Origin of the sequence: Flagellimonas halotolerans, assembly GCF_035818535.1 — a bacterium.
Classification (GTDB): Bacteria; Bacteroidota; Bacteroidia; order Flavobacteriales; family Flavobacteriaceae; genus Flagellimonas; species Flagellimonas halotolerans.
The window spans coordinates 14,336-35,946 of record NZ_JAYKYV010000014.1; the positions used below are offsets into that span (position 1 = coordinate 14,336).

Below are 21,611 nucleotides of genomic sequence, written 5' to 3' on the forward strand. Positions count from 1 at the left end.
GACAATTGTCAATTTTTTAAATAAAGCCTCTGTTTTTGGCAGCCAATATTAGGGCCATATCATTTTCGTTCTCAGTGCCGAACAATGTTTTTAAATGTCGTTTTCTATTTTCAATGGAGGAAGGGGAAAGCCTGATAAATTTCTCCAGGTCTTTGTTCTTGGTTCCTTTGGAAAGGTGGTAAAGTATCTGTTTGTCTTTTTCATCAATTTCGAGGTCGTTGGCCATTTTCTTTCTAATGGCACCAAGAGCTTTGGATGAATAATAGGGAGGGTCTAGCATAATGGTCTTCACCGCATCTTCAAGGGTTTTGGGGTCTATGTCCGTTTTTACCAGATAACCGTCGGGGTCAACGGATTTTAGAATACTGTTTATCCTAAAATTATCACTGAAAGACGACATGAATACAATCTTGCTTTCAGGAACAATTTTCCGGGCCAATATGCCCAAGTCTTCCCCTGTGTAGGGTTGTTCCTCGTTTGGTGCAAACAACTGCACATCCAAGAATAAAATATCGTACCGGAAAGTATTTACAGAGTCCTCAATAAGTTTTTTGCCTGTTTGGTAAGATGTTGCAGTATCCACAATAATATTATGACCTTCAAACTCTATGCCTTCGAGTATAAACTTATACCCGAGCATGGTCATTTCATGATCATCAATAGCTAATATTCTCAGTGTTTTCATGGTAGGTTTATTGCTTTATTTGGGGGATTTAAGCGTTTAATGCGTTTGTTTTCTCGGGAATTTGCAATTCCAAGTATTTAACAGGGATGGTTACCTTAATTGTTGTGCCTTTTCCGGATTCACTGTCAATATCCAAGACTCCTTTTATCTTTTTTGTTCTCGAAATAATGTTTCTAAGGCCAATTCCTTTCTTTTTTCTGTTAATGTCAAACCCAACGCCGTCATCTGTAATAACGAGTTTTAATTGATTGTCCACGCCTTGAAACGAAATGGACACATGTTGACATTTTGCATGCTTAACACAGTTTTTGAGCGATTCTTGTATGATTCTGTAAGCATTGATCTTGATGTCTCCCAACAAATTGTCCCAAGCAACCTTGTCGCTATAGGTAAAGGAACACGAAATGCCAGAAGATTTTTCGATGCCTCGAATCATATCTTCCAATGACACGATAAAATTATGAAATTTTTCATATGAAGCATGATTCAGCTCGTGGGAAATGGTCCGTATTTCTTCTTCCAATTCTCGTAGTTTCTCGATAAGGGCTGCCCGTTGCTCAATGGAAGCTTGATCTTCGCGTTCGTTAAGGCCGCTCAATATTAACCGAATACCGAGCATTTCACCCAAAATACCATCGTGCAGTTCTTCGGAAATACGTTTTTGCTCCAATTGTTTTCCTTCTTCCAGTTTTCCTTGTTGCGAAAGCATTAAATTGTAAATTTCTTGGTTGCTTTCTTGCTGTTTTTGTTTGAATTTTAGCTGGTTGTTGCTTACATAGAGCGAAACAATGATCATAGCGGTTGTCCCAAACAAAACGAGCAGTAGGGAAGCCCCCACCCAAATTTGTTTTTCTTTGGTAAGGATTTGGTTTTCCTCAATAATATCGTCCGTTTCCATTCGGATTCGGGCAAATTTATCTCTTTTGGTGCGTTCCTCAACTTTAATGGCTTCGTTGAGTTGGTAATATTCTTCAGCGTAGGCGTTGGCATTGGCTGTGTCCAACTTGGTCAACAACCGCAAAGCATCCAACGAACGGTCGTTGTTATAGGTTTCCTTTGCAATGGTATAGGATTCCTTAGCTTGTGAAATAGCTCTTGTTGTGTCACCTTTGGCGGCCAAAACCTCGGCGTAAAAGTAGTTGAGTCGAGCCTTGTCGTATAGGTCGCCCGTTGCCACGTTAACTGCAAAGGCTTCATTTAGAAGTTTCTCTGCTTGTTCAACATCTTCATCATCTTTAAAGATTAAATATGCTAAACTGCCCAGAGCTTTCTCATAGGTTTTTGGTAGTTTATGTTTTAAGTTTTTATCAGAAAGCAATTCGGTATAAGCCAGTTTTGCTTTTACAAATTTTCCAGAGTTAAGATAGACACTTGCAATATTGTTTTCGTTTTGCCAAAGAAGTTCATCTTTGTTACTTCTACTAGAACTTTTTAAATATTCTCGAGCTTTCACATAAGATTCTATGGACTTTTCACTGTTGCCCATGCCATTGGATAAAATCCCTAATACATTATACGCATTGTATAACCTGTAATCATCTTCTAGTTTGTCAAACATTTTAATGGCAGCGGTGGCACTGATTTCTCCTCCCAAATAATCTTTATAGGAATCTTGTACCCTTGCCATATTATAAAGCATACGTGCTCTGAGTGATTGGGATGTGGAATCGACAGGTAATTGCTCAAAATTTGTCAATGCTTTTCTATAGTTGTAAAAAGCACTGTCCATAATTCCATGGGTCTGTAAAAAAATTGCTAAGTCCCAATGTGAATATCCTAAAATCTTTATTGCATTTGCTTCTTTAGCCTTTTTTAATAGACTTCCATTTGTATTTCTAAAACTAATTGAATCTTTTAGCTGCATATAAGCCAAAGATATCTTGGATAGTTGTTCCAGTTGAACACTGTCCTTAGATAGTTCCATGACTTTGGATTCGGCTTCTTTTACATACGCTTTGCGATCTTCCAATGATAGTTCTTTGGCTGTTTTGGCGATAGTCAACAGTTTTTGAATAGAGTCTATCTGTGGACTGGCAGTCACTTCCTCTTTAGATTTTTGCCTGGCGCATCCCCAAAAAAGTATTAGCATTAGTATGAAGGCTCCGTTTTTCAAGCTGATTTGGTTCAAATATAAATCCAAGGTAACAAAAAAGCCCCAAATCCTTCTAGGTTTGGGGCTGGGTTCTATTTTTTGAATGTCAAACTAAAGTTGACGAGTATCATTGGAGCTTTGTTGTAGCCGTATTATGCTCTGCTTGGAAAAGCCCATCTGAATTTGGTTTTGAAATGTATTTTTTAGATTGTTTCCCCTTGAATTGATTTGGTTTAAGGTAATGGTTTTTACATAATTTAATGATTCATCTCTTTGGTAAAATAGCATGACCAGTAAAGCCAATACAAAGCAACTAATCCGCAGTAAGTTGGTAATTATTTTAAATATCATGTTTTAATTATTCGTCATCTCCTCGTGCATCAGGGTTTGATACGTCATCATCTGTAGCATTTTGATCCACTGTTATTTGCTCAAACATGGCTTCGGTTTCTTGTACGTCGGTTTCGGTTTCACAAGAATAGAAACCAACTGTCAATAATGCCATGGCCAAGATGCTAAATACTTTTTTCATAATGTTAGGTTTTAGGTATGAATGTTAAGTTTGTACCGCTAAAGTATGTGGCATTTTTAGTGGCCCGGGTATTTTTGGGAAGGGGATAGTATTCTTGTATAATCTGCTAGTATTCTTGTATAATCTGCAAGAATTTTGCTAATTAAGGGCCTTTGCTGCCGTTTTGGAGAGCATTTGCTTTAAGCCGTCTATCTTATCTTTATAGGTTTTGGAGAAAGGAAGCTCTTCCTCTCGCCCATAATTTAAACTGCAAATGGATTTTCCATAATTGATTCGCGATACATAACGGCTGTTGAGAATGTAACTCTGGTGTACGCGGATAAAGTCTTTGGGGAGTTTGTTTTCGAAAGATTTCAAGGTTTTAAAGGCACTTATCACACTGCCATCTTTCATAAAGAAATCCGTGGTGTTATTATCAGATTTAAGGTAAAGGATGTTTTTGGTGTCCAAATACCGATAATCCTTGTAAGATTTTAAGCAAATCGTGGACGGAGTCTCCTGTTTTGGGTGTAATTTTTTTAAGCGCAGCATTGTTTTGCGTATATCGAACTCGTTGTGTGGCAAGATCCAATAATCAAAAAAACCGCTTTTAATGGCATTATAGGCATATTTTTTGGATTTCGCATATCCTATTATAATAGGAAGGCTTTGCATATACTGGTTGAGTTCGGTAACCATTTGAAAGTAATCCATACCACCTTCCCCAAGATTTACAAGTACAAGGTCTGGATTGTATTTTAAAATGGAATTGAGCCCTGCCGAAGCATTGGTTTCCACCCCGGCACAAACCAAGTCATCATACTCTTCCAAATAAAGCTGTAACTGAAGCTTTGAGGAGGCATCCGAGTCGATTATGTTATAGGTGTATTCCATGTGCAAAATGCTGATTGCAAGTTACTAACGTAGAAAAAAAACTCATTGCAGTTTTCCCTTAAAAAAACTATGGGTTTCTCTCTAAAACGGGCTTTTTTCTTACAATTCCTTATAAAAAATCGTTAAAAAACGGATAACAATACCAAATTTTAAAGTTCAGCGTGCTTGTTCCACATCATATTTAATCACGAAAAGGAACTGTTTTTATAGAATCAAATCAAGGGAAATATAAAATGTAAAAAGGGGATGTTTTGGGTTTAATTGGTTCAACAAATAGGTTTAGTTTGAGTTTGGTTAAGTACTATATTACGATTTGTTGCGTGGGCATCAAAATTTTGGTTGTTTCTTTTTTAAAGATTCGCATAAAATTCGATGAAATGCACAGGTTTTTTTATTAAAAATGAGTAAACAGCTTTTCAAAACTTTGATTTTGTTTAACCTTTAGGATTACGATTGTAGGTTTTTTAGTCTGTTGGGTATTATGGTGATTTCAACAGTAAAAATCGTCCGACTGCGGCAGACAGGATATCGAGCACGCAAAGACTTTGGTGTTAAAACTCATCGATTCTTGATACTATTTTTTTGCGCTTCGTTCCTAAAATTGAACTGACGAATTTCGAGCATAGTACAAAACAGTTGTTTTTTTACACAAAAAGCGATTGTATTTCTCCAGGAACCCTTTTGGGGCGGAAAGTCTTTGCATCCAACAAGCACCATTCGGTAACCGCTTTAACCAAGAGATCATCGGTAGCTTTGTTTTTTATTTCTACAACACGGGTAGAAATAGGGCCTTTATTGTTAGCTATAAAGGTGCTTATAAGGATGGTATTGCCCAAAACGGCAGATTTGTGGTAGGTAATGTTGTGGTTGCGGACTACCCATATCATGGATTTTTTAATGTCCTTGGGAGCAACCTGCGTCCAGTGCTTTTTGGAAATATCCTGAATCCACTCCACATACCTTATGTTGTTTACATGGTTAAGGTCGTCCAGATCATCCGGTACTACATCAAAGGATTCCGAGTAGTTTTTCATTGGTCCTTTTTACGGATTTTCACCTCAAAGAGCTTATCCCAGTTTTTGCCGGTAACAAAAAATGTTTCTCTCTCTGGGTGATAGGCTACACCGTTTAGCACGGAATTTCCTTCGTCCCATTCCGGCCCCTTGTTCACCTTGTTTTTAAGACCTCCAAAGTTAATGACGCCTTCAATGGCACCGGAAGCGGCATCAATGATCATCATACTTTCTTTTTGGTACACATTGGCATAGATTTTACCGTTTACATATTCCAGTTCGTTGGCGCTGTTAAATATGGATTTGTTGGTCACGATTTCAATTTGGCCTTGTTCTTCCAAGGTCTCTGGATCTAGGAACCATATTTTTTCAGTACCATCGCTTTTAAATATTTTTTCACCATCGTTACAGAGCCCCCAACCTTCACGACTTTTACCATAGCTAAAGTTTTTTATCTTTTCCAAGTTGGAGACATCATACACATACCCCATACCACTTTGCCAAGTAAGTTGGTACAATTTGTCGTTCATTATAGTAATTCCCTCTCCAAATACGGAATCGTCCATATTTATTTGCTGAAGGACTTCGCCCGTTTCAAAATTTACTTTCCTTACCGTTGAAGCACCTCGTTTACCAGTGCTTTCATAAAGTGTTCCCTTGTAAAACTCAAGTCCCTGTGTGTAAGCACCCGTATCGTGCGGATAACTGTTCACGATCTCGTAGGTGTAAACTTCTGGGGCAGCGGCAGCCAGTAGTCTTAGTTTTTTTTCAACCGCTACGGTCTGTTCCTCAATTTTAAATTTGGCCACCAAGGTTTTGTTTCCCAAAGTTGGTAGGCCTAAGGTCAATTTTCCGTTTTCAACGGGCAATTCTTTCCCGTCCATATAATAACGAAGGTCGGAAATTTCAATGTCCTTTTTGTTCTTCAGTGTCACACCCACTTGCTGGTTTTGCTGTATGTTTTTGTTTTCCAACTGAATGGAAAAGTGTTTGGCGGAATCGGCACTTCCGCCACAGCCCAAAAAGAAGAGCAGTGCCCCGGTTATAGAAAAAAGTTTGCCCATTGTTCTTATTGCTTGTGTCATAAATCGTTAATCCAAAACACCGAAATTAAGAATGAATTGGGATTGCCACAAATATAAAAGGTCGTATATTTGCAGCCGGGCAAGTCCTACACGACCAGCTCCTGCAGAATCCCCCAGGGCGGGAACGCAGCAAGGGTATGTGGTCGTAGCGGTGCGATGTAGGTAGCTTGCCTTTTTTTGTACCCAAAAATCAGATGATCATGGATAAAAAAGTTGTACTGATCACCGGCGGTTCTTCAGGTATTGGCAAATCCATCGGAACATACTTAGCACAAAAAGGATTTACCGTTTATGGTACTACACGCAATCCAAAAAACTATCCAGACTTTAAAACTTTTGAACTTGTTCAGTTGGATGTAAAGGATGTGGAAAGCATTCAAAAAGCAGTTTCCTATGTAATTTCCAAAGAAAACAGGTTGGATGTGTTGATTAACAATGCAGGTGTCGGTATTACAGGCCCTATTGAAGAAACACCGCACGAGGAAATACTTCATGTTTTCGACACCAATTTTCATGGCCCCGTACATGTGATGAAAGCCGTTTTGCCACAAATGCGCAAGCAGAGTGGGGGAACTATCATAAATATTACATCCATTGCTGGTTATATGGGTTTGCCCTACCGTGGGTTCTATTCTGCCACCAAAGGTGCTTTGGGGCTTATTACCGAAGCATTGCGCATGGAGACCAAGGATTTTGGCATCACTATAACCAATGTGGCGCCAGGGGATTTTGCAACAAACATTGCATCGGGCAGGTACCATTCACCCGTAATTGAAGGTTCCGCCTACCAAGAAAAATATTCACGAATTTTGAAAGCCATAGATGACGATGTGGACAGTGGGGGCAATCCAATTCAAGTAGCGGAGGCCGTACATAGAATCATCAATCAGAAAAAACCAAAAATACACAACCCCGTCGGAGCTTTTTTGCAAAAGTTTTCCCTTAGGTTAAAGAAGATTTTACCCGACAAAGTCTACGAAAAGTTACTCCTCAACCATTATAAGTTGTAATTTTACACGTTTTAGTGAACAATTTATAAATACTTAGAAATGAAATTTTTTATTGATACTGCCAACCTTGATCAAATTAAGGAAGCCCAAGAGTTGGGTGTGTTGGATGGTGTGACCACCAATCCTTCCCTTATGGCGAAAGAAGGTATTACTGGAAAAGATAATATTTTAAAACACTACGTGGACATATGCAATATTGTTGATGGAGATGTTTCTGCCGAAGTAGTGGCCACCGATTTTGATGGAATGGTCAAAGAAGGCGAGGAACTGGCCGAATTGCACGAGCAAATTGTGGTGAAGGTTCCCATGATTAGAGATGGTGTAAAAGCATTGAAATATTTTTCGGATAAGGGTATCCGTACCAATTGTACTTTGGTGTTCTCGCCGGGCCAGGCCCTATTGGCGGCCAAAGCAGGAGCTAATTATGTTTCCCCTTTCTTGGGTAGATTGGACGATATTTCCACCGATGGGCTAAACCTAATCGCGGAAATCCGTTTGATCTATGACAACTATGGATTTGAAACAGAAATATTGGCAGCATCCATCCGCCACACCATGCACGTAATCGATTGTGCAAAATTGGGCGCCGATGTAATGACAGGTCCACTTTCCTCTATTGATGGACTGTTGAAGCACCCATTGACCGATATTGGCTTGGCGAAGTTTTTGGAAGATTATAAAAAAGGAAATTCCTAAAAAAGGAATTTGTATAGAATTTAAAATGGGCCCTGAATGTAATTTCGGGGCATTTTTATTTATAAGGAAGTGAAAAGGTTGGCAAAGCCATCAACCACCACGGTATCCTTTGCAATAACGCACTTATTGAGCCCGTCAATGATCATGGCCATTTGCAGCTCTTTGAAGTTTTCCCCGTAAAACTGCTTGTTCTTGTCCAGCTTGTACTCGTCCATAAGTTGTTTCCATTGCGAGTGACTGGTTCTTAGGTTAATGCCTACAAAGTTGTAGTGCGGATATTTTTCTTCGAGAGAGGTAATGTGTTTGTTAACGTTGATAAAATGTCTCTTTTGACCAGCAGTCCAAAAATAGAATACGGTACTCTTTCTTTTGTTGGCCAAATCTTTTAGGGAGACCTCTTCGTCATTAAAATTTTTTACCATGATGTCTGGAACTGTCGTGTTCGGCTGTAAGTTTTTAATGCCGTTGTACAACAGCTCAATTTCTTCCTTGTGTTCCTCATTGGTAGAGAGGGATTTAAACTTGTCAATAAAAATAGCGGCCTCTTTGCTCGGGTTGTGTTCCCGTAGTAGATAGTCCACGGCAACGTTCCTAAAAAGAATGTCCCTAAGCTCTGTTTGGTTCACCAAACTATCCACAAGGGCAAGCTTGTGCTTGTTAAAGTGCAGACGGTCGCTTACGGGTTTTTTATCTGTGGAGCAACCTTCCAAACAAGTCATGTAGGACATATTGCCAAAGTGCCACTTCATAAAATCAAAATAGGGCCTAAAATAGGTAAGGTCCTTATTGTTAAAGTCTATTTTTTTTCGGTAACCATAAAAATTATCCCCAAGTTCATGAATGGTTTCTTCGCCAGTTTCCTTTTTGTGATAGAAAGGATACTTTTCTTTATTGATATAGGTATTGTAATCTATGGAAGCCTCTGCCATGGCCAAAACTTTGGATGATAGTACATTGTCCGTTGACAACTCTTCAAGCTGTTTCACTTTTAGGGCATGTAAGGAATCAATCTTCTTACTAAAATCTTCAGGATCTAAACCGTAATAGCCTTTTATGATCGGTTCTTCTTTTTCGGTAGCTAAGAAAACCTCTATCAAAAAATTATTGATTTCGCTACCTGTTCCCGAGAATACCAAAGATTCATCAAACTCTACAGTGTTCAAGCGCGCCAAAAGGCTATCTCCTTGGCTCAAATATACATATTGAAGTTCTGGTGCATGGTCAAAATGATAAAGCCCATCCTCAATGTTATTCAGGTTGAAAGAAAAGTGGTTTTTATCGTCGAGTTTTACGGAATCCACATAAGAATCGTTGTGGTAAAGCACCACGTAATCACTAGTCGGATTTACAATTTCACCACCAAAAAAAACTGAGGAACCGCTTTCTGAAGAATCAGAGCACGATACAAAAGTTGACATGAAGGTGAGGCCGAGTAAAAATCTTACCATAAACAGGGAACGATTCATTAGACAACCAAAAGTAAGCAACCCAAGAAGCTAAACTTGTTAAGGGGTAGTTAAATGTTGCTGAACGGTTATTTTACATCGTTTAAATATGCGTTTTAAAATTAGAATTACGAATCACATTTAGCTACTTTTGCAAAAAAATAAAGATAGTTGCATGTTATCAGTATCGAATTTATCCGTACAGTTTGGCAAAAGAGTTTTGTTCGATGAAGTTAACGTAACCTTTGCCCAAGGGAATTGTTACGGTATCATTGGCGCCAATGGCGCTGGTAAATCCACATTTCTTAAAATTTTATCCGGGCAGATCGATCCCACTTCGGGCCATGTGCATTTAGAGCCAGGGAAACGGATGTCCATCTTGGAGCAAAATCACAATGCTTACGATGAATACCCTGTTTTGGAAACCGTGGTGATGGGAAACAAGCCTTTGTTCGAGATAAAAAAGGAAATTGATGCCCTGTATGCCGACTATACCGATGAGAATGCAGATAAAATTGGCGAGTTACAGGTAAAGTTCGAGGAAATGAACGGTTGGAACGCCGATAGTGATGCCGCTGCCATGCTTTCCAATTTAGGAATCACGGAAGACCTCCACTATACCAACATGGGTGATCTGGATTCCAAACTTAAGGTACGGGTACTTTTGGCCCAAGCCCTGTTCGGAAGCCCGGATGTGCTGATCATGGATGAGCCTACCAACGATTTGGATTACGACACCATCAACTGGTTGGAAAACTTCTTGGCCAACTACGATAACACTGTAATCGTAGTTTCCCACGACAGGCACTTTTTGGATGCCGTTTGTACTACCATCGCGGATATCGACTTTGGAAAAATCAACCTGTTTTCTGGAAACTATACGTTCTGGTACGAGAGTAGCCAATTGGCTGCCCGTCAACGCGCGCAACAAAACAAAAAGGCCGAGGAAAAAGCCAAGGAACTCAATGAGTTTATTCAACGTTTTAGTGCCAACGTGGCCAAAAGTAAGCAGGCAACATCCCGTAAAAAAATGTTGGATAAGCTTAAGGTAGAGGATATAAAGCCATCAAGTAGAAGATATCCTGCCATCATTTTTGATCGTGAGCGCGAAGCTGGTGACCAAATATTGAATGTAGAAAAACTATCCGCCACTTCCGAGGATGGGGATTTGCTGTTCAAAGATGTGAATATCAACTTGGCCAAAGGTGATAAAGTGGCCATCCTCTCCAAAGATTCGCGGGCCACCACAGCTTTTTACGATATTATTGCCGATAAGATCAAGCCCGATAGCGGCAAGTTTCAATGGGGGGTGACCACTACGCAATCCTATTTGCCCGCGGACAACTCATCCTATTTCCAAGAAGATATCAACCTTGTGGATTGGCTACGCCAATGGGCCAAGACCGAAGAGGAAAGGGAAGAGGTGTACATTAGAGGATTCTTGGGAAAGATGCTTTTTAGCGGAGAAGAGGCCTTAAAAAAATGCACTGTGCTTTCCGGTGGAGAAAAAGTACGTTGTATGCTCAGCCGAATGATGATGCTCCGTGCCAACGTGCTTATGTTGGACGAGCCCACAAACCACTTGGATTTGGAAAGTATTACCGCTTTCAACAATTCATTAAAAAACTTTAAGGGTACCATCTTGCTCACGACCCATGACCACGAGTTTGTGAACACAGTGGCAAACAGGATCATTGAGTTGACACCAAATGGAGCCATAGACCGTTACTTGAGCTTTGACGATTATATGTCTGACAAGTCCATAAAAGAACAGCGCGAAAAAATGTATGCTGTAACTGCTTAAGCGTTAAAGTATTTGCTTTTCCAAATGGCTGGATTAAAATTTTTGCCCAGGGCAAACCCGTAGAAAATAACTATGGATGCTATGCATTTGAACATAAAAAAGTAAATGATCCAAAACTCTGCCGTGGTACTTTTTTTGGAGAACAATCCTTCGGGAACCATAAGTGTAACCAAGTAACTGATCAAAAGAACCACAACGACCAAGTTGGCAATATTTTTAAAGGGCCATGCGAATAACTTTCGAAGCGGATGTAGGTCGTTGCCCCATTTGTGGATCAAATAGTAATAGTCATTTCCGATAGGGGCGAAGAGAAGCGGATCGTCTTTATCTTCCAGCTTGAACAATTTGGAAGGGGCCATAATTCTGAAGCCTTCGAGCTTGGTATTATGGGCAGCCTCCAGTTGTTTGATTTTGGAAATGGCTTCTTGTGGAATCTCACCTTTAAAATAAGAACTGTTCAAAAAGCGCAGTCGGTAATCAATGCAAATTTCTTTGATTTGATCAATATGAAAGATTTTTTCAGTTTCCAATTGGTCAAAATCAAAATCATTGGCACTAACATTGTTTTTTGAGCCCAATTGATGGGTGACTTGCTCTTCTTTCTTGAAATCTTCGCTCAAAATTTGCTGGACTTCGGCCAGAATTTGTCCGCTATCCCATTTCTTATCTCTCCTGTTTTGAAGTTTGTGTTCTATGTTTACTCCTTTCAAAATCGCGCAGTTTTTTTAGTAATACACTCAAATTTAAGGAATTGAATTTTCGATCCTGACATTTGTCATAAAAACACAATGTTAAGTTTGTGTTAAATGGATTTTCGAGGTGAAAAATGAGGATAATATCATTAAAAAAGATGTATCTTATCGAAGTTTTTGGTAGTTAATCGTATAAGCATACTAAAAAAAACAAGCCTAAAATTCAAACAACTTTATGAATACCCCCGTAACCAAATTTTTGCTTGGCCTTTGCTTGGCTTTTTCTATTTATACGACTACTGCCCAAAATACATCCAACGCATTATCATACGCGAGTAAGCTGGACAATCATAAAATTCTATTGAGTGCGGTAAATGCAACGGAATTGGGTGCTTTACTTCAAAAATCAGGGCCTTTTACCATTTTTGCGCCTTCTGATGCCGCCTTTGAGAAATTTTCGAACAATAAAATAGCTGAATTGATTAAATCGGAAGATAAGAAAGCCTTGAAATCTTTGTTGTCTTACCATATTGTTGCCGGACAACTTACCGCTTCCCGTATGTTGCGCGCCATTGGAAGAGGCAATGGAATGGCCAGTTTTACAACCGTTCAGGGCAAAAAATTAACAGCACATCTGGATGGATACGATATTGTGCTCACCGACCCCATTGGCAATACTGCAAGAATTACGGCGGCCGACCTTAATCTGGAAAATGAAGGTGTGGTTCACGAAATAGACAGTGTTATCCTACCTGCCCAAATGTAATTAGCGAAGTTCCGCCCCTAATTCCTTTTGGTATTGCGACAATAGTTTACCCATTATCTTTTCAATCTGCTTGTCTGTCAAAGTCTTTTTCTCATCCATTAGGGTAAAGCTCACCGCATAGGATTTTTTCCCGTCAGGAAGGTTTTTACCTGTATACACATCGAACAGATTTACTTTTTTAAGCAGTTTTTTCTCGGTATTCCAGGCAATGTCGTACACTTTTTGGAAGGAAACAGAATCGTCCAATAACAAAGCAAAGTCCCTTGTTACCTCTGGGAACTTAGGGATTTCCTTGAAAGCTATATTTTGGGTGCTTACACATTCCAGAATGGCATCCCAGTCCAAATCGGCATAAAATACTTCTTGCTTAATGTCGAATCGCTTTAGAGCTGCCTTTCCGACCAGTCCTAAAGACACCAAGACCTTATCGTTTTTCACATAGGAAACTCCCTCTGCAAAATCCGAATCCGTTAGTGGTTTTGTGTCAATATCCCTTATTCCCAAACGCTCAAAAACATTTTCTACAATACCTTTTAAATAGAAAAATTCAGATCTTTTTGAGGCAACGGCCCAACTACTTTGTGTGCGTTCCCCAGAAATGAAAATGGCCAAGTGCTGCTTTTCTTGATGATTACCGTCCACTTTGTGGTAGGTTTTACCGAACTCGAACAGTTTAAGGTCTGTTTTTTGTCTATTGTGGTTGTAGCTAACCGTTTGTAGGCCGGAATGTAGCATGGAATTTCTTAAAACCGATAAATCTGAGCTCAGCGGATTCAACATCTGTACGGCGCTTTCATCTTCTGAAGCAATATCGGAAGAGACCAGGCTATTGGTCATAATCTCAAAGAACCCTTTCGCGGCCAATGTATCTCCGATCACATCTTGAATCCTGTAGTTTTCAAAACGTGATGATTTGGCAATGGAGGCGTTCAGTTTTTCCTTAAAATCAATATTATTGTAACCATAAACCCTTAAAATCTCCTCGATCACATCAACCTCTCTGGTAACATCCACCCTGTATGTTGGTATGGTAAGGCCCAGTCCGGACTCCGTAACGTTGTTGATTCGTATTTCCAATGCGGAAAGTATGGATTTTATGGTATCCTGCGGAATTTCCTGTCCAATCAAAGAGTTGATTTTGTTGAAGGTCAAGAATACTTGTCTCTCCTGTGGCTTTTTGGGAAATAAATCAGCAATTTCGGAAGTAATATATCCGCCTGCGATTTCCCTAATCAAAAGAGCAGCCCTTTTTAGGGCATATTTGGTCATGTTGATGTCGATACCCCTTTCGAACCTAAAGGAAGCATCAGTATTCAATCCATGTCTTTTTGCTGTTTTTCTTATGGAGACTGGGTCAAAATAGGCACTTTCCAAAAAGATAGAAGTAGTGTGCTCGGTAACTCCGGAGTGAAGCCCCCCAAAAACACCGGCAATACACATAGGGCTACCTGCGTCGCAGATCATCAAATCATCTTCATGCAATTCGCGCTCCACTTCGTCCAAGGTCGTGAACTTGGTGCCGGCGGGCAAGGTCTTTACCTCAACTTTGTTCCCTTTTATTTTTGATGCATCAAAAGCGTGCAACGGCTGACCCAATTCGTGAAGTACGTAGTTGGTAACATCCACAACATTGTTGATCGGGGCCAATCCAATCGCCTTCAATCTGTTTTTTAACCAATCTGGAGAGTCTTGAACTACAAGATTGCTGATCGTAACCCCGCAATATCTTGGGGCAAGGTCACTTTCCAGAACCTCTATATCAACCTTTAACGATCGGTTGTCAATAGAAAAATTACTAACCGAAGGTGTTACCAACTCCTTTTGAATCTCTTTTTGCTCCAATCCTGCCTTAAGGTCGCGAGCCACACCAAAATGACTCATGGCATCGGACCTGTTGGGGGTGAGTCCTATCTCAAAAACTTCATCGTTTTCAATTTCAAAAACTTTAGAGCAAGGCGTGCCGGGAACCAGCTCCTCGTTTAGTACCATAATTCCATCATGGCTTTCTCCAAGGCCTATTTCGTCTTCGGCACAGATCATGCCTTGGCTCACCTCGCCACGAATTTTCCCTTTTTTTATTACCCAAGCCTCTCCCTCTTTGGTGTAGAGCGTAGTGCCAACGGTAGCTACGGGCACTTTTTGTCCCGCCGTAACATTGGGTGCTCCACAAACAATTTGTAGAGGGGCTTCTTGGCCAACATCAACAGTAGTTAATTTTAATCTGTCCGCATTTGGGTGTTTTTCGCATGTGAGCACATGTCCTACGACAATGCCCTTTAAACCACCCTTAACTGATTCAAATTGTGATATGCCCTCAACCTCTAGGCCTAAATCCGTTAAAAGTTCGCCTGTTTTTTGAGCATCCCAATCAATTTGCAAAAATTGCTTCAACCAGTTGTAAGAAATCTTCATACCCCATTTTTAGAGGGCACAAATATATAACAATAGGGGAACAGATTCAACGATAATAATGACCTTAAGCCGTAAGCAATGATTTGTTTTAAAATGTATTTCCTACATTTAGGTAAAATCTTTCACTTTATGAATAAGATAGGGTTGGCGATAGTAGGCCTTGTAGTTATATTGACCTCATGCGTAAATGCTGAAAAAAATAAATTGAATGTGGGCGATTGGCTGGGAAAAATTGAAGTTTCAGAGTCGCAACAGTTGCCTTTTGAATTTACACTTTCACAAAATGTAGATGGCGGATATGAGATGAAAGTATTCAATGCGGAAGAAGTTATCACTATTGATGAGTTTACCTTTAACGGGGATTCCATCGATATCCGTATGCCTATTTTTGAGGGGCATATTTCGGGTACTTATTCTGCAAATGAGATAACTGGTGAGTTTATTGAAGAGAGTAAAGGGCGAAAGGTCCCTTTTAGGGCCACTTATGGTACTCAGGATCGTTTTGAGGCAGAAAAGGATGCAGCGGTTAATATTTCGGGCATTTGGGAAACCTATTTTAAGGTAAATACTGAAGATGAATATCCTGCAAAAGGCATTTTTATGCAGAACGGAAACAAGGTTAAAGGAACTTTTAGGACCAAAACAGGGGATTACCGCTATTTGGACGGCGTTGTTACCGGGGACAGCATGAAATTATCCGCTTTTGATGGTTCGCACGTATTTTTGTTTTTGGCACAAGTAACCGATAGCACTTTGGATGGTAAGTTTTATTCTGGAAAACATGCTGTCCAAGAATTTATGGGCGCCAGAAATGAAGCTTTTGAACTTCCAGATTCCAACGACCTCACTTATTTGCGTGAAGGTTATGATAAGTTCGATTTTTCCTTTCCAAATTCAGACGGAGAGATGGTGAATTTGGACGACCCCATGTTCGATGACAAGGTTGTGCTGGTTCAAATTATGGGAACTTGGTGCACCAATTGTTTGGATGAAACACGGTTTTATGTGGATTTTATCAAAAACAATCCCGATATGGATTTGCAATTTGTGGGATTGGCATTTGAATATGCCAAAACGGAGGAGAAAGCCTTTGAGGGTATAAAAAGACTCAAGGAAAGAGAGGAAGTACCTTATCCAATCCTTTTGGCACAATACGGAACATCTAATAAGCAAAAGGCCAACGAAAAACTGCCGATGCTGAACCATATCCTTTCTTATCCTACTACAATTTATATTGATAAAACCGGGGAAGTCCGCAAAATACACACGGGCTTTAATGGGCCGGCAACGGGTGATAAGTTTGTCGAATTCAAAAAGGATTTTAATAAAATAATCAAAGAGCTGACTTCTGAAGCGCCTGAAACTGAGAGCTAGTTAAATAATTATGGACTTACCAGAGAGGAAGGCTGCGGCTTGGGTTTTGAGTTAAAGGTTAGATGTTGGAAGTCAGAAGTGTGAAGTCGGAAGTTTTGAGCTTGAATTTGACACATGAGTTAAGCTTGATACTTGATTTTGAACTTTTTTGTGCAATTTGAATCCAACCCTTTACCATTCATTTTTCTATCAAACTAGAGATTTTTCACTATCTCCTTCGACTGCGCTCAGGATGACAGTTAGTTCAAAATGACACAAAGTTCATTCGCGAAAATCAGTGAAATTCGTGTCAGAGGTTACAGAAGATGCTTGGCCTTTAGAGTTAGAGCTTCAGTTAATGAGTTATTCGGTTACCGCTACGCCTATTATTTTGTTGTCGGAAGTTTTGAACTTGAGCTTGTACAGGACACTTGAGCTTGATAAGGACATTAAATTATTGTGGACTTGCCCAAATCGATGTTCTCATCATTCATAAGGGTATCATCTTCAATATCCACAATATTATGGGCAATAAAGTCCCCAACTTGATTAGTACCGTATTGACTGTTTTCCCTTAAATCGGGAGTAACGATTCCTTTCTTCAAAGACTTATCCACCGCCTTTTTTACGGCCCATGCCTCTTCAGTAAGTCCAAAATGCTCCAACAGCATAGCCGCGGAAAGTATAGAGGCAATCGGGTTGGCAATATTTTTACCTTTGGCCTGTGGATAAGAACCGTGAATAGGTTCGAACAACGCATTTTCCTCACCAATAGAAGCTGACGCCAACAATCCGATAGAACCACCAATAACGCTACCTTCATCTGAAATAATGTCCCCGAACATATTCTCCGTTAAAATAACATCAAACTGTTTGGGGTTGAGTATGATCTGCATGGCAGCATTGTCCACGAACAAAAAATCCAACGCTACTTCCGGATAACTTTCACCGATTCGTGTAACAACTTTGCGCCAAAGCCTTGAAGATTCCAAAACATTGGCCTTATCTACCAAAGTAAGCTTCTTTTTACGACCCTTTGCGGCCTTAAAAGCCAAATGGGCAATACGGCTTATTTCTTCTTCGGAATATTCACAAAGGTCAGAGGCTTTTGTACCTTCTTCATTCAATGTTTTCTCCCCAAAATATATCCCACCGGTAAGTTCACGGTAGATTACAAAATCAGTTCCATTGATCACTTTCTTTTTTAGAGGGGATTTATCCAACAAAGTTGGATGTGAAAGTATGGGTCTAATGTTGGCAAACAGCCCAAGTGCTTTGCGCAATTGAAGCAAACCTTGTTCGGGCCTAACTTTTGCATCGGGGTCGTTATCGTATTTTGGGTCACCAATAGCGCCAAAAAGCACGGCATCCGACTCTTGACATAATTTTAAGGTAGTATCGGGCAGTGGAGTCCCATTTTTGTCCATAGCAATGGCACCAATAGGAGCTTCTTTAAAAATAAAATGGTGATTAAAGGTCTCTTCAACGGCATTTAGGCATTTTACCGACTGGGCCAACACTTCGGGTCCAACACCATCTCCAGCTAGCAATGCGATTTTCAATATCATATGACAGTTACCATGATTTAAGCCAAGCTCTTCATTCCGATATTGCTGGTTTCAACAATCTCGTGGATGTCCTCATCCAAAATTTCTTTTTTAACGTCGGCGTACTTCAAAAAGTTTTGGTACACCGTATCCAATTGAAGTTTTGTGAGTTCGTAACCTACATTTTTGGCACGGTAAGCCAATGCTGCGCGTCCACTTCTTGCAGTCAATACAATGGAAGATTCGCTGACCCCAACATCTTTAGGGTCAATGATCTCGTAGGTTTCCCTGCGTTTGATCACCCCATCTTGGTGAATACCGGAACTGTGTGCAAATGCATTGGAGCCCACAATTGCTTTGTTGGGCTGCACGGGCATGCCCATTTTTTGAGAAACCATGGTACTGGTGTCCCAAAGCAATTTACTGTTGATGTTGGTATCCAAATTCAAGTGCGGATGTTGTCTCATTATCATCACGACCTCCTCCAAAGAAGTGTTTCCTGCTCTTTCCCCAATGCCGTTTATGGTGCACTCAATTTGTCTTGCACCGTTCACCACACCTGCAATGGAGTTGGCGGTGGCCAATCCCAGATCGTTATGGCAATGACAGGAAAGAATGGCTTTATCAATGCCTGTTACGTTTTCCTTCAAATACTTCATTTTGGCACCATACTCTTCCGGTAGGCAATATCCTGTAGTGTCAGGAATGTTAAGTACGGTTGCTCCGGCTTTGATTACCGCTTCGCAGATTCTGGCTAAAAACTCATTGTCGGTACGTCCAGCATCTTCCGCATAGAACTCAACATCTTCTACAAAAGTTTTGGCATAAGCAACGGCATCAACGGCACGTTCTATAATTTTATCTTGGGTTGAGTTGAATTTGTACTTAATATGTGATTCGGAAGTTCCGATACCCGTGTGTATTCTTGGTCTTTTGGCATCTTTGATGGCTTCGGCGGCTACTTCAATGTCCTTTTTCACGGCACGGGTCAATCCACAGACCGTTGCATTTTTGACCAATTTGGCAATTTCGTTCACGGATTTGAAATCACCGGGACTGGATATGGGAAAACCTGCTTCGATCACATCAACTCCTAGTTCATCCAATCGTTCGGCAATAATCAATTTTTGCTCGGTATCCAGTTTGCAACCTGGTACCTGTTCTCCATCTCTTAGTGTTGTGTCAAAAATTTCTACCTTATCTTTACCCATTATCTCAACCTGTTTTTTACTATGACTAACGAAAGTAGTAAAGGAAGGCTGAAGACGAAAAACAGCTGGGAGCATGTTACAACGTTAAACTGCTTTTGGTGTGATTTAAACAACTGATAAACAATATTTTAAACAATATTTTTTACGATGACAAATGCCCACAAGGACGCTTTGTTTGTACTGGTAAAATCGCTTTCCAAATCCGAAAAACGACAATTTAAGCTCTATGTTGGCCGATTGGGGGTTAATACGGATGCTAAATTTTTGGCTTTGTTCAATCTCTTGGATAAGATGCGGAAATATGATGAACGGCAGATTTTGGATAGCGGTATTGTCAAAAAATCACAACTTTCCAACCTTAAGGCACATTTATACAAGCAAATTTTAGTGAGTTTGCGATTGAACCCTGTAAACCAAAACGTTCGTATTCAGATACGCGAACAACTGGATTTTGCTACCATTCTGTATCAAAAGGGACTCTACAAGCAAAGCTTGAAGATTTTGGAGAAGGCAAAGAGTTTTGCCATTGAGAATGAGGAGAAAAACGTTGCATACGAGATTGTGGAGCTGGAAAAGGTAATCGAGACCCAATATATTACCCGAAGTATACCCGATAGGGCGGATGAACTTGCCATTGAGGCCAAGGAACTTTCTGCACAAAATGTAATGACAAGCAAGCTCTCCAATCTTTCGTTACAGTTGTATGGAATGATGTTGAAAGTGGGTTATGTGAGAAGCGACGAAGATCTTCAAAAAGTAAAAAGTTATTTTGATGAGCATTTGCCCAAATATGACATTGAGAAACTTGGTTTCCGTGAAAAATTATGGTTGTACAAGGCACATTTGTGGTACAGCCTTTTGATTCAGGACTTTTTGTCAGCCTATAAATACGCCAGTAAATGGGTGGATTTATTTTACGATAACAAACATATGATTCCACTGAACCCTGTATTCTTTTTAAAGGGCAATCATTACTTGTTGGAGTCGCTTTTCTTTGTAAAATACGCATCGCAGTTTAGGGAAACCTTGGAGCGATTGGAGAATCAGGTGCAAGACCCTAAGTTTCCCAAAAATGACAACATAAGCTCATTGGCCTTTTTGTATATCAACACAAACAAATTGAACCTTCACTTTTTGGAGGGAACTTTTGACAAGGGCATTTATTTGGTGAATATCATCGAGTATGGCATCAAAAAACACAGACAACAAATAGATGAGCATCATGTGATGTTGCTCTATTACAAGATTGCATGTCTTTACTTTGGAAATGGGGACAACAAAAACTGTATTGCCTACCTCAAAAAGATAATTTCCAACAAAAAACTAAAGATGCGCGAGGATTTGATGTGCTTCGCACGAGTTTTGAGCCTTGTGGCACATTACGAAGCGGGTATGGATTATCATTTGGAAGTACAGCTTAAGAGCACGTACAAGTTCTTGCTGAAAATGAACGACTTGCACGAGGTTCAGAAAGAAATGATTAAGTTTCTCAGAAACCTTGGAAACATTTACCCTACCGATTTAAAAGGGGAGTTCCAAAAGTTGTACAATGAGTTAAAGAAATACGAGAACCATCCTTACGAGAAAAGGGCATTCTTGTATTTGGATATTCTTTCGTGGTTGGAAAGCCACTTGCAGAACAAGCCCGTAGGACAGATAATCAGGGAAAAAGCCTTGGCAATTACTCGCTAGCACAGGCGCTCCAAACGGGGTCTTCAGGTGGAGGTGCCAAAAATGACATGGGTTCTTTTTGCACGGGGTGTACAATTTCCAAACTTCTAGCATGTAGGTGGATACCGCCATCCTTGTTACTGCGGTCGGCACCGTATTTTAAATCCCCTTTAATGGAACAGCCAATGGCCGCCAATTGTGCCCTTATTTGATGGTGCCTGCCCGTTTTTAAGTCAATTTCCAACAAGAAGTAGCTGTCCAGTTTTTTTATGATCTTATAATCCAAAACAGCTTTTTTGCTATTGGGCACTTCTTTGGTGTGGGCATAGGATTTGTTTTGCTTGGGGTTGCGCACCAACCAATGGGTCAAGGTCCCGCTTTCTGGGACTGGGGGATTTTTCACAACCGCCCAATACATTTTTTTGGTTTCTCCTTGGGCAAACATCTTGTTGAGTCGGGGCAAGGCTTTGGATGTTTTGGCGAAAAGCACGATTCCCGAAGTAGGGCGGTCCAATCGATGCACCACACCCAAATACACATTGCCAGGCTTGTTGTATTTCTCTTTAATATATTGCTTTACCATTTCGCTGAGGGGGTCGTCGCCGGTTTTATCGCCTTGTACAATATCACCAACGCGTTTGTTGACGACAATTAAGTGGTTGTCTTCAAAAAGTATCTGAAGATTGGATTTATTGGAATGTTGCTTATTGTTAATAGCCAATTG

The 21,611-nt window shown here is 40.2% G+C and carries 18 protein-coding genes and 1 other RNA gene; 7 read left to right on the forward strand and 12 right to left on the reverse strand.

Annotated features, from left to right (window positions below; all coding sequences use genetic code 11):
* Positions 1–16: 16 nt before the first annotated feature.
* The 6 genes from VM932_RS13785 to VM932_RS13810 all read right to left on the reverse strand — a co-directional run bounded on the left by VM932_RS13785 (position 17) and on the right by VM932_RS13810 (position 6,259).
* On the reverse strand, positions 17–685 hold the full coding sequence (locus VM932_RS13785) for a response regulator (protein WP_293163797.1): 669 nt from the start codon (positions 683–685) through the stop codon (positions 17–19).
* A 28-nt stretch (positions 686–713) separates the two neighbouring features.
* The gene (locus tag VM932_RS13790) at positions 714–2,774 is read right to left on the reverse strand and encodes a tetratricopeptide repeat-containing sensor histidine kinase (protein ID WP_326279371.1); all 2,061 of its coding nucleotides are present in this window, start codon (positions 2,772–2,774) and stop codon (positions 714–716) included.
* 361 nt (positions 2,775–3,135) lie between these two features.
* On the reverse strand, positions 3,136–3,309 hold the full coding sequence (locus tag VM932_RS13795; protein WP_326279372.1) for a hypothetical protein: 174 nt from the start codon (positions 3,307–3,309) through the stop codon (positions 3,136–3,138).
* Positions 3,310–3,447: 138 nt separating this feature from the next.
* A complete protein-coding gene (locus VM932_RS13800) occupies positions 3,448–4,182 on the reverse strand; it encodes a LytR/AlgR family response regulator transcription factor (protein ID WP_326279373.1) in 735 nt (244 codons plus the stop codon).
* 644 nt (positions 4,183–4,826) lie between these two features.
* Positions 4,827–5,216, reverse strand: coding sequence for an acyl-CoA thioesterase (locus VM932_RS13805; RefSeq protein WP_326279374.1), 390 nt, complete (start codon positions 5,214–5,216; stop codon positions 4,827–4,829).
* Positions 5,213–6,259: a glutaminyl-peptide cyclotransferase gene (locus VM932_RS13810; protein ID WP_326279376.1), complete on the reverse strand. Its 1,047-nt coding sequence runs from the start codon at positions 6,257–6,259 to the stop codon at positions 5,213–5,215. The genes VM932_RS13805 and VM932_RS13810 overlap by 4 nt, the downstream gene beginning before the upstream one ends.
* 98 nt (positions 6,260–6,357) lie before the next feature.
* Here VM932_RS13810 and ffs point away from each other — a divergent pair.
* The 3 genes from ffs to fsa all read left to right on the forward strand — a co-directional run bounded on the left by ffs (position 6,358) and on the right by fsa (position 7,986).
* Positions 6,358–6,456: signal recognition particle sRNA small type (ffs, locus tag VM932_RS13815), an RNA gene on the forward strand.
* Positions 6,457–6,480: 24 nt separating this feature from the next.
* A complete protein-coding gene (locus VM932_RS13820; protein ID WP_326279377.1) occupies positions 6,481–7,290 on the forward strand; it encodes an SDR family oxidoreductase in 810 nt (269 codons plus the stop codon).
* Positions 7,291–7,329: 39 nt separating this feature from the next.
* Positions 7,330–7,986, forward strand: a complete 657-nt coding sequence (gene fsa / locus VM932_RS13825) for a fructose-6-phosphate aldolase (RefSeq protein WP_014034702.1) — start codon at positions 7,330–7,332, stop codon at positions 7,984–7,986.
* A gap of 59 nt (positions 7,987–8,045) precedes the next feature.
* Here the strand turns inward: fsa and VM932_RS13830 are convergent, their stop codons facing one another.
* A complete protein-coding gene (locus VM932_RS13830) occupies positions 8,046–9,434 on the reverse strand; it encodes a TlpA family protein disulfide reductase (RefSeq protein WP_326279380.1) in 1,389 nt (462 codons plus the stop codon).
* A gap of 172 nt (positions 9,435–9,606) precedes the next feature.
* Between VM932_RS13830 and VM932_RS13835 the strand changes: the two genes are divergently transcribed.
* Positions 9,607–11,235, forward strand: coding sequence for an ABC-F family ATP-binding cassette domain-containing protein (locus VM932_RS13835; protein ID WP_326279381.1), 1,629 nt, complete (start codon positions 9,607–9,609; stop codon positions 11,233–11,235).
* Here the strand turns inward: VM932_RS13835 and VM932_RS13840 are convergent.
* Positions 11,232–11,945 (reverse strand): hypothetical protein, encoded by a 714-nt coding sequence (locus VM932_RS13840; RefSeq protein WP_326279382.1) that lies wholly within the window; start codon positions 11,943–11,945, stop codon positions 11,232–11,234. The two genes, VM932_RS13835 and VM932_RS13840, sit on opposite strands and share 4 nt — an antisense overlap.
* Positions 11,946–12,162: 217 nt before the next feature.
* On the opposite strand from VM932_RS13840, the gene VM932_RS13845 reads away from it, so the two are divergent.
* The gene (locus tag VM932_RS13845; protein WP_326279384.1) at positions 12,163–12,693 is read left to right on the forward strand and encodes a fasciclin domain-containing protein; all 531 of its coding nucleotides are present in this window, start codon (positions 12,163–12,165) and stop codon (positions 12,691–12,693) included.
* Here VM932_RS13845 and pheT read toward each other — a convergent pair whose 3' ends face one another.
* Positions 12,694–15,105, reverse strand: a complete 2,412-nt coding sequence (pheT, locus tag VM932_RS13850; RefSeq protein WP_326279385.1) for a phenylalanine--tRNA ligase subunit beta — start codon at positions 15,103–15,105, stop codon at positions 12,694–12,696. It lies immediately after the preceding gene.
* Positions 15,106–15,234: 129 nt separating this feature from the next.
* Between pheT and VM932_RS13855 the strand changes: the two genes are divergently transcribed.
* Entirely contained in the window at positions 15,235–16,479 is a 1,245-nt protein-coding gene (locus tag VM932_RS13855) for a peroxiredoxin family protein (protein ID WP_326279386.1), read from the forward strand.
* Positions 16,480–16,907: 428 nt separating this feature from the next.
* Here VM932_RS13855 and leuB read toward each other — a convergent pair whose 3' ends face one another.
* Positions 16,908–18,026 (reverse strand): 3-isopropylmalate dehydrogenase, encoded by a 1,119-nt coding sequence (gene leuB / locus VM932_RS13860; protein ID WP_326279388.1) that lies wholly within the window; start codon positions 18,024–18,026, stop codon positions 16,908–16,910.
* A gap of 17 nt (positions 18,027–18,043) precedes the next feature.
* Positions 18,044–19,216, reverse strand: coding sequence for a 2-isopropylmalate synthase (locus VM932_RS13865; protein WP_326279389.1), 1,173 nt, complete (start codon positions 19,214–19,216; stop codon positions 18,044–18,046).
* Between the two features lie 147 nt (positions 19,217–19,363).
* Here VM932_RS13865 and VM932_RS13870 point away from each other — a divergent pair, with 147 nt between their 5' ends.
* The gene (locus tag VM932_RS13870; protein WP_326279391.1) at positions 19,364–20,908 is read left to right on the forward strand and encodes a hypothetical protein; all 1,545 of its coding nucleotides are present in this window, start codon (positions 19,364–19,366) and stop codon (positions 20,906–20,908) included.
* Here VM932_RS13870 and VM932_RS13875 read toward each other — a convergent pair.
* Complete coding sequence (locus tag VM932_RS13875; RefSeq protein WP_326279474.1) at positions 20,898–21,602, reverse strand: RluA family pseudouridine synthase; 705 nt, start codon at positions 21,600–21,602, stop codon at positions 20,898–20,900. The two genes, VM932_RS13870 and VM932_RS13875, sit on opposite strands and share 11 nt — an antisense overlap.
* Positions 21,603–21,611 lie beyond the last annotated feature (9 nt).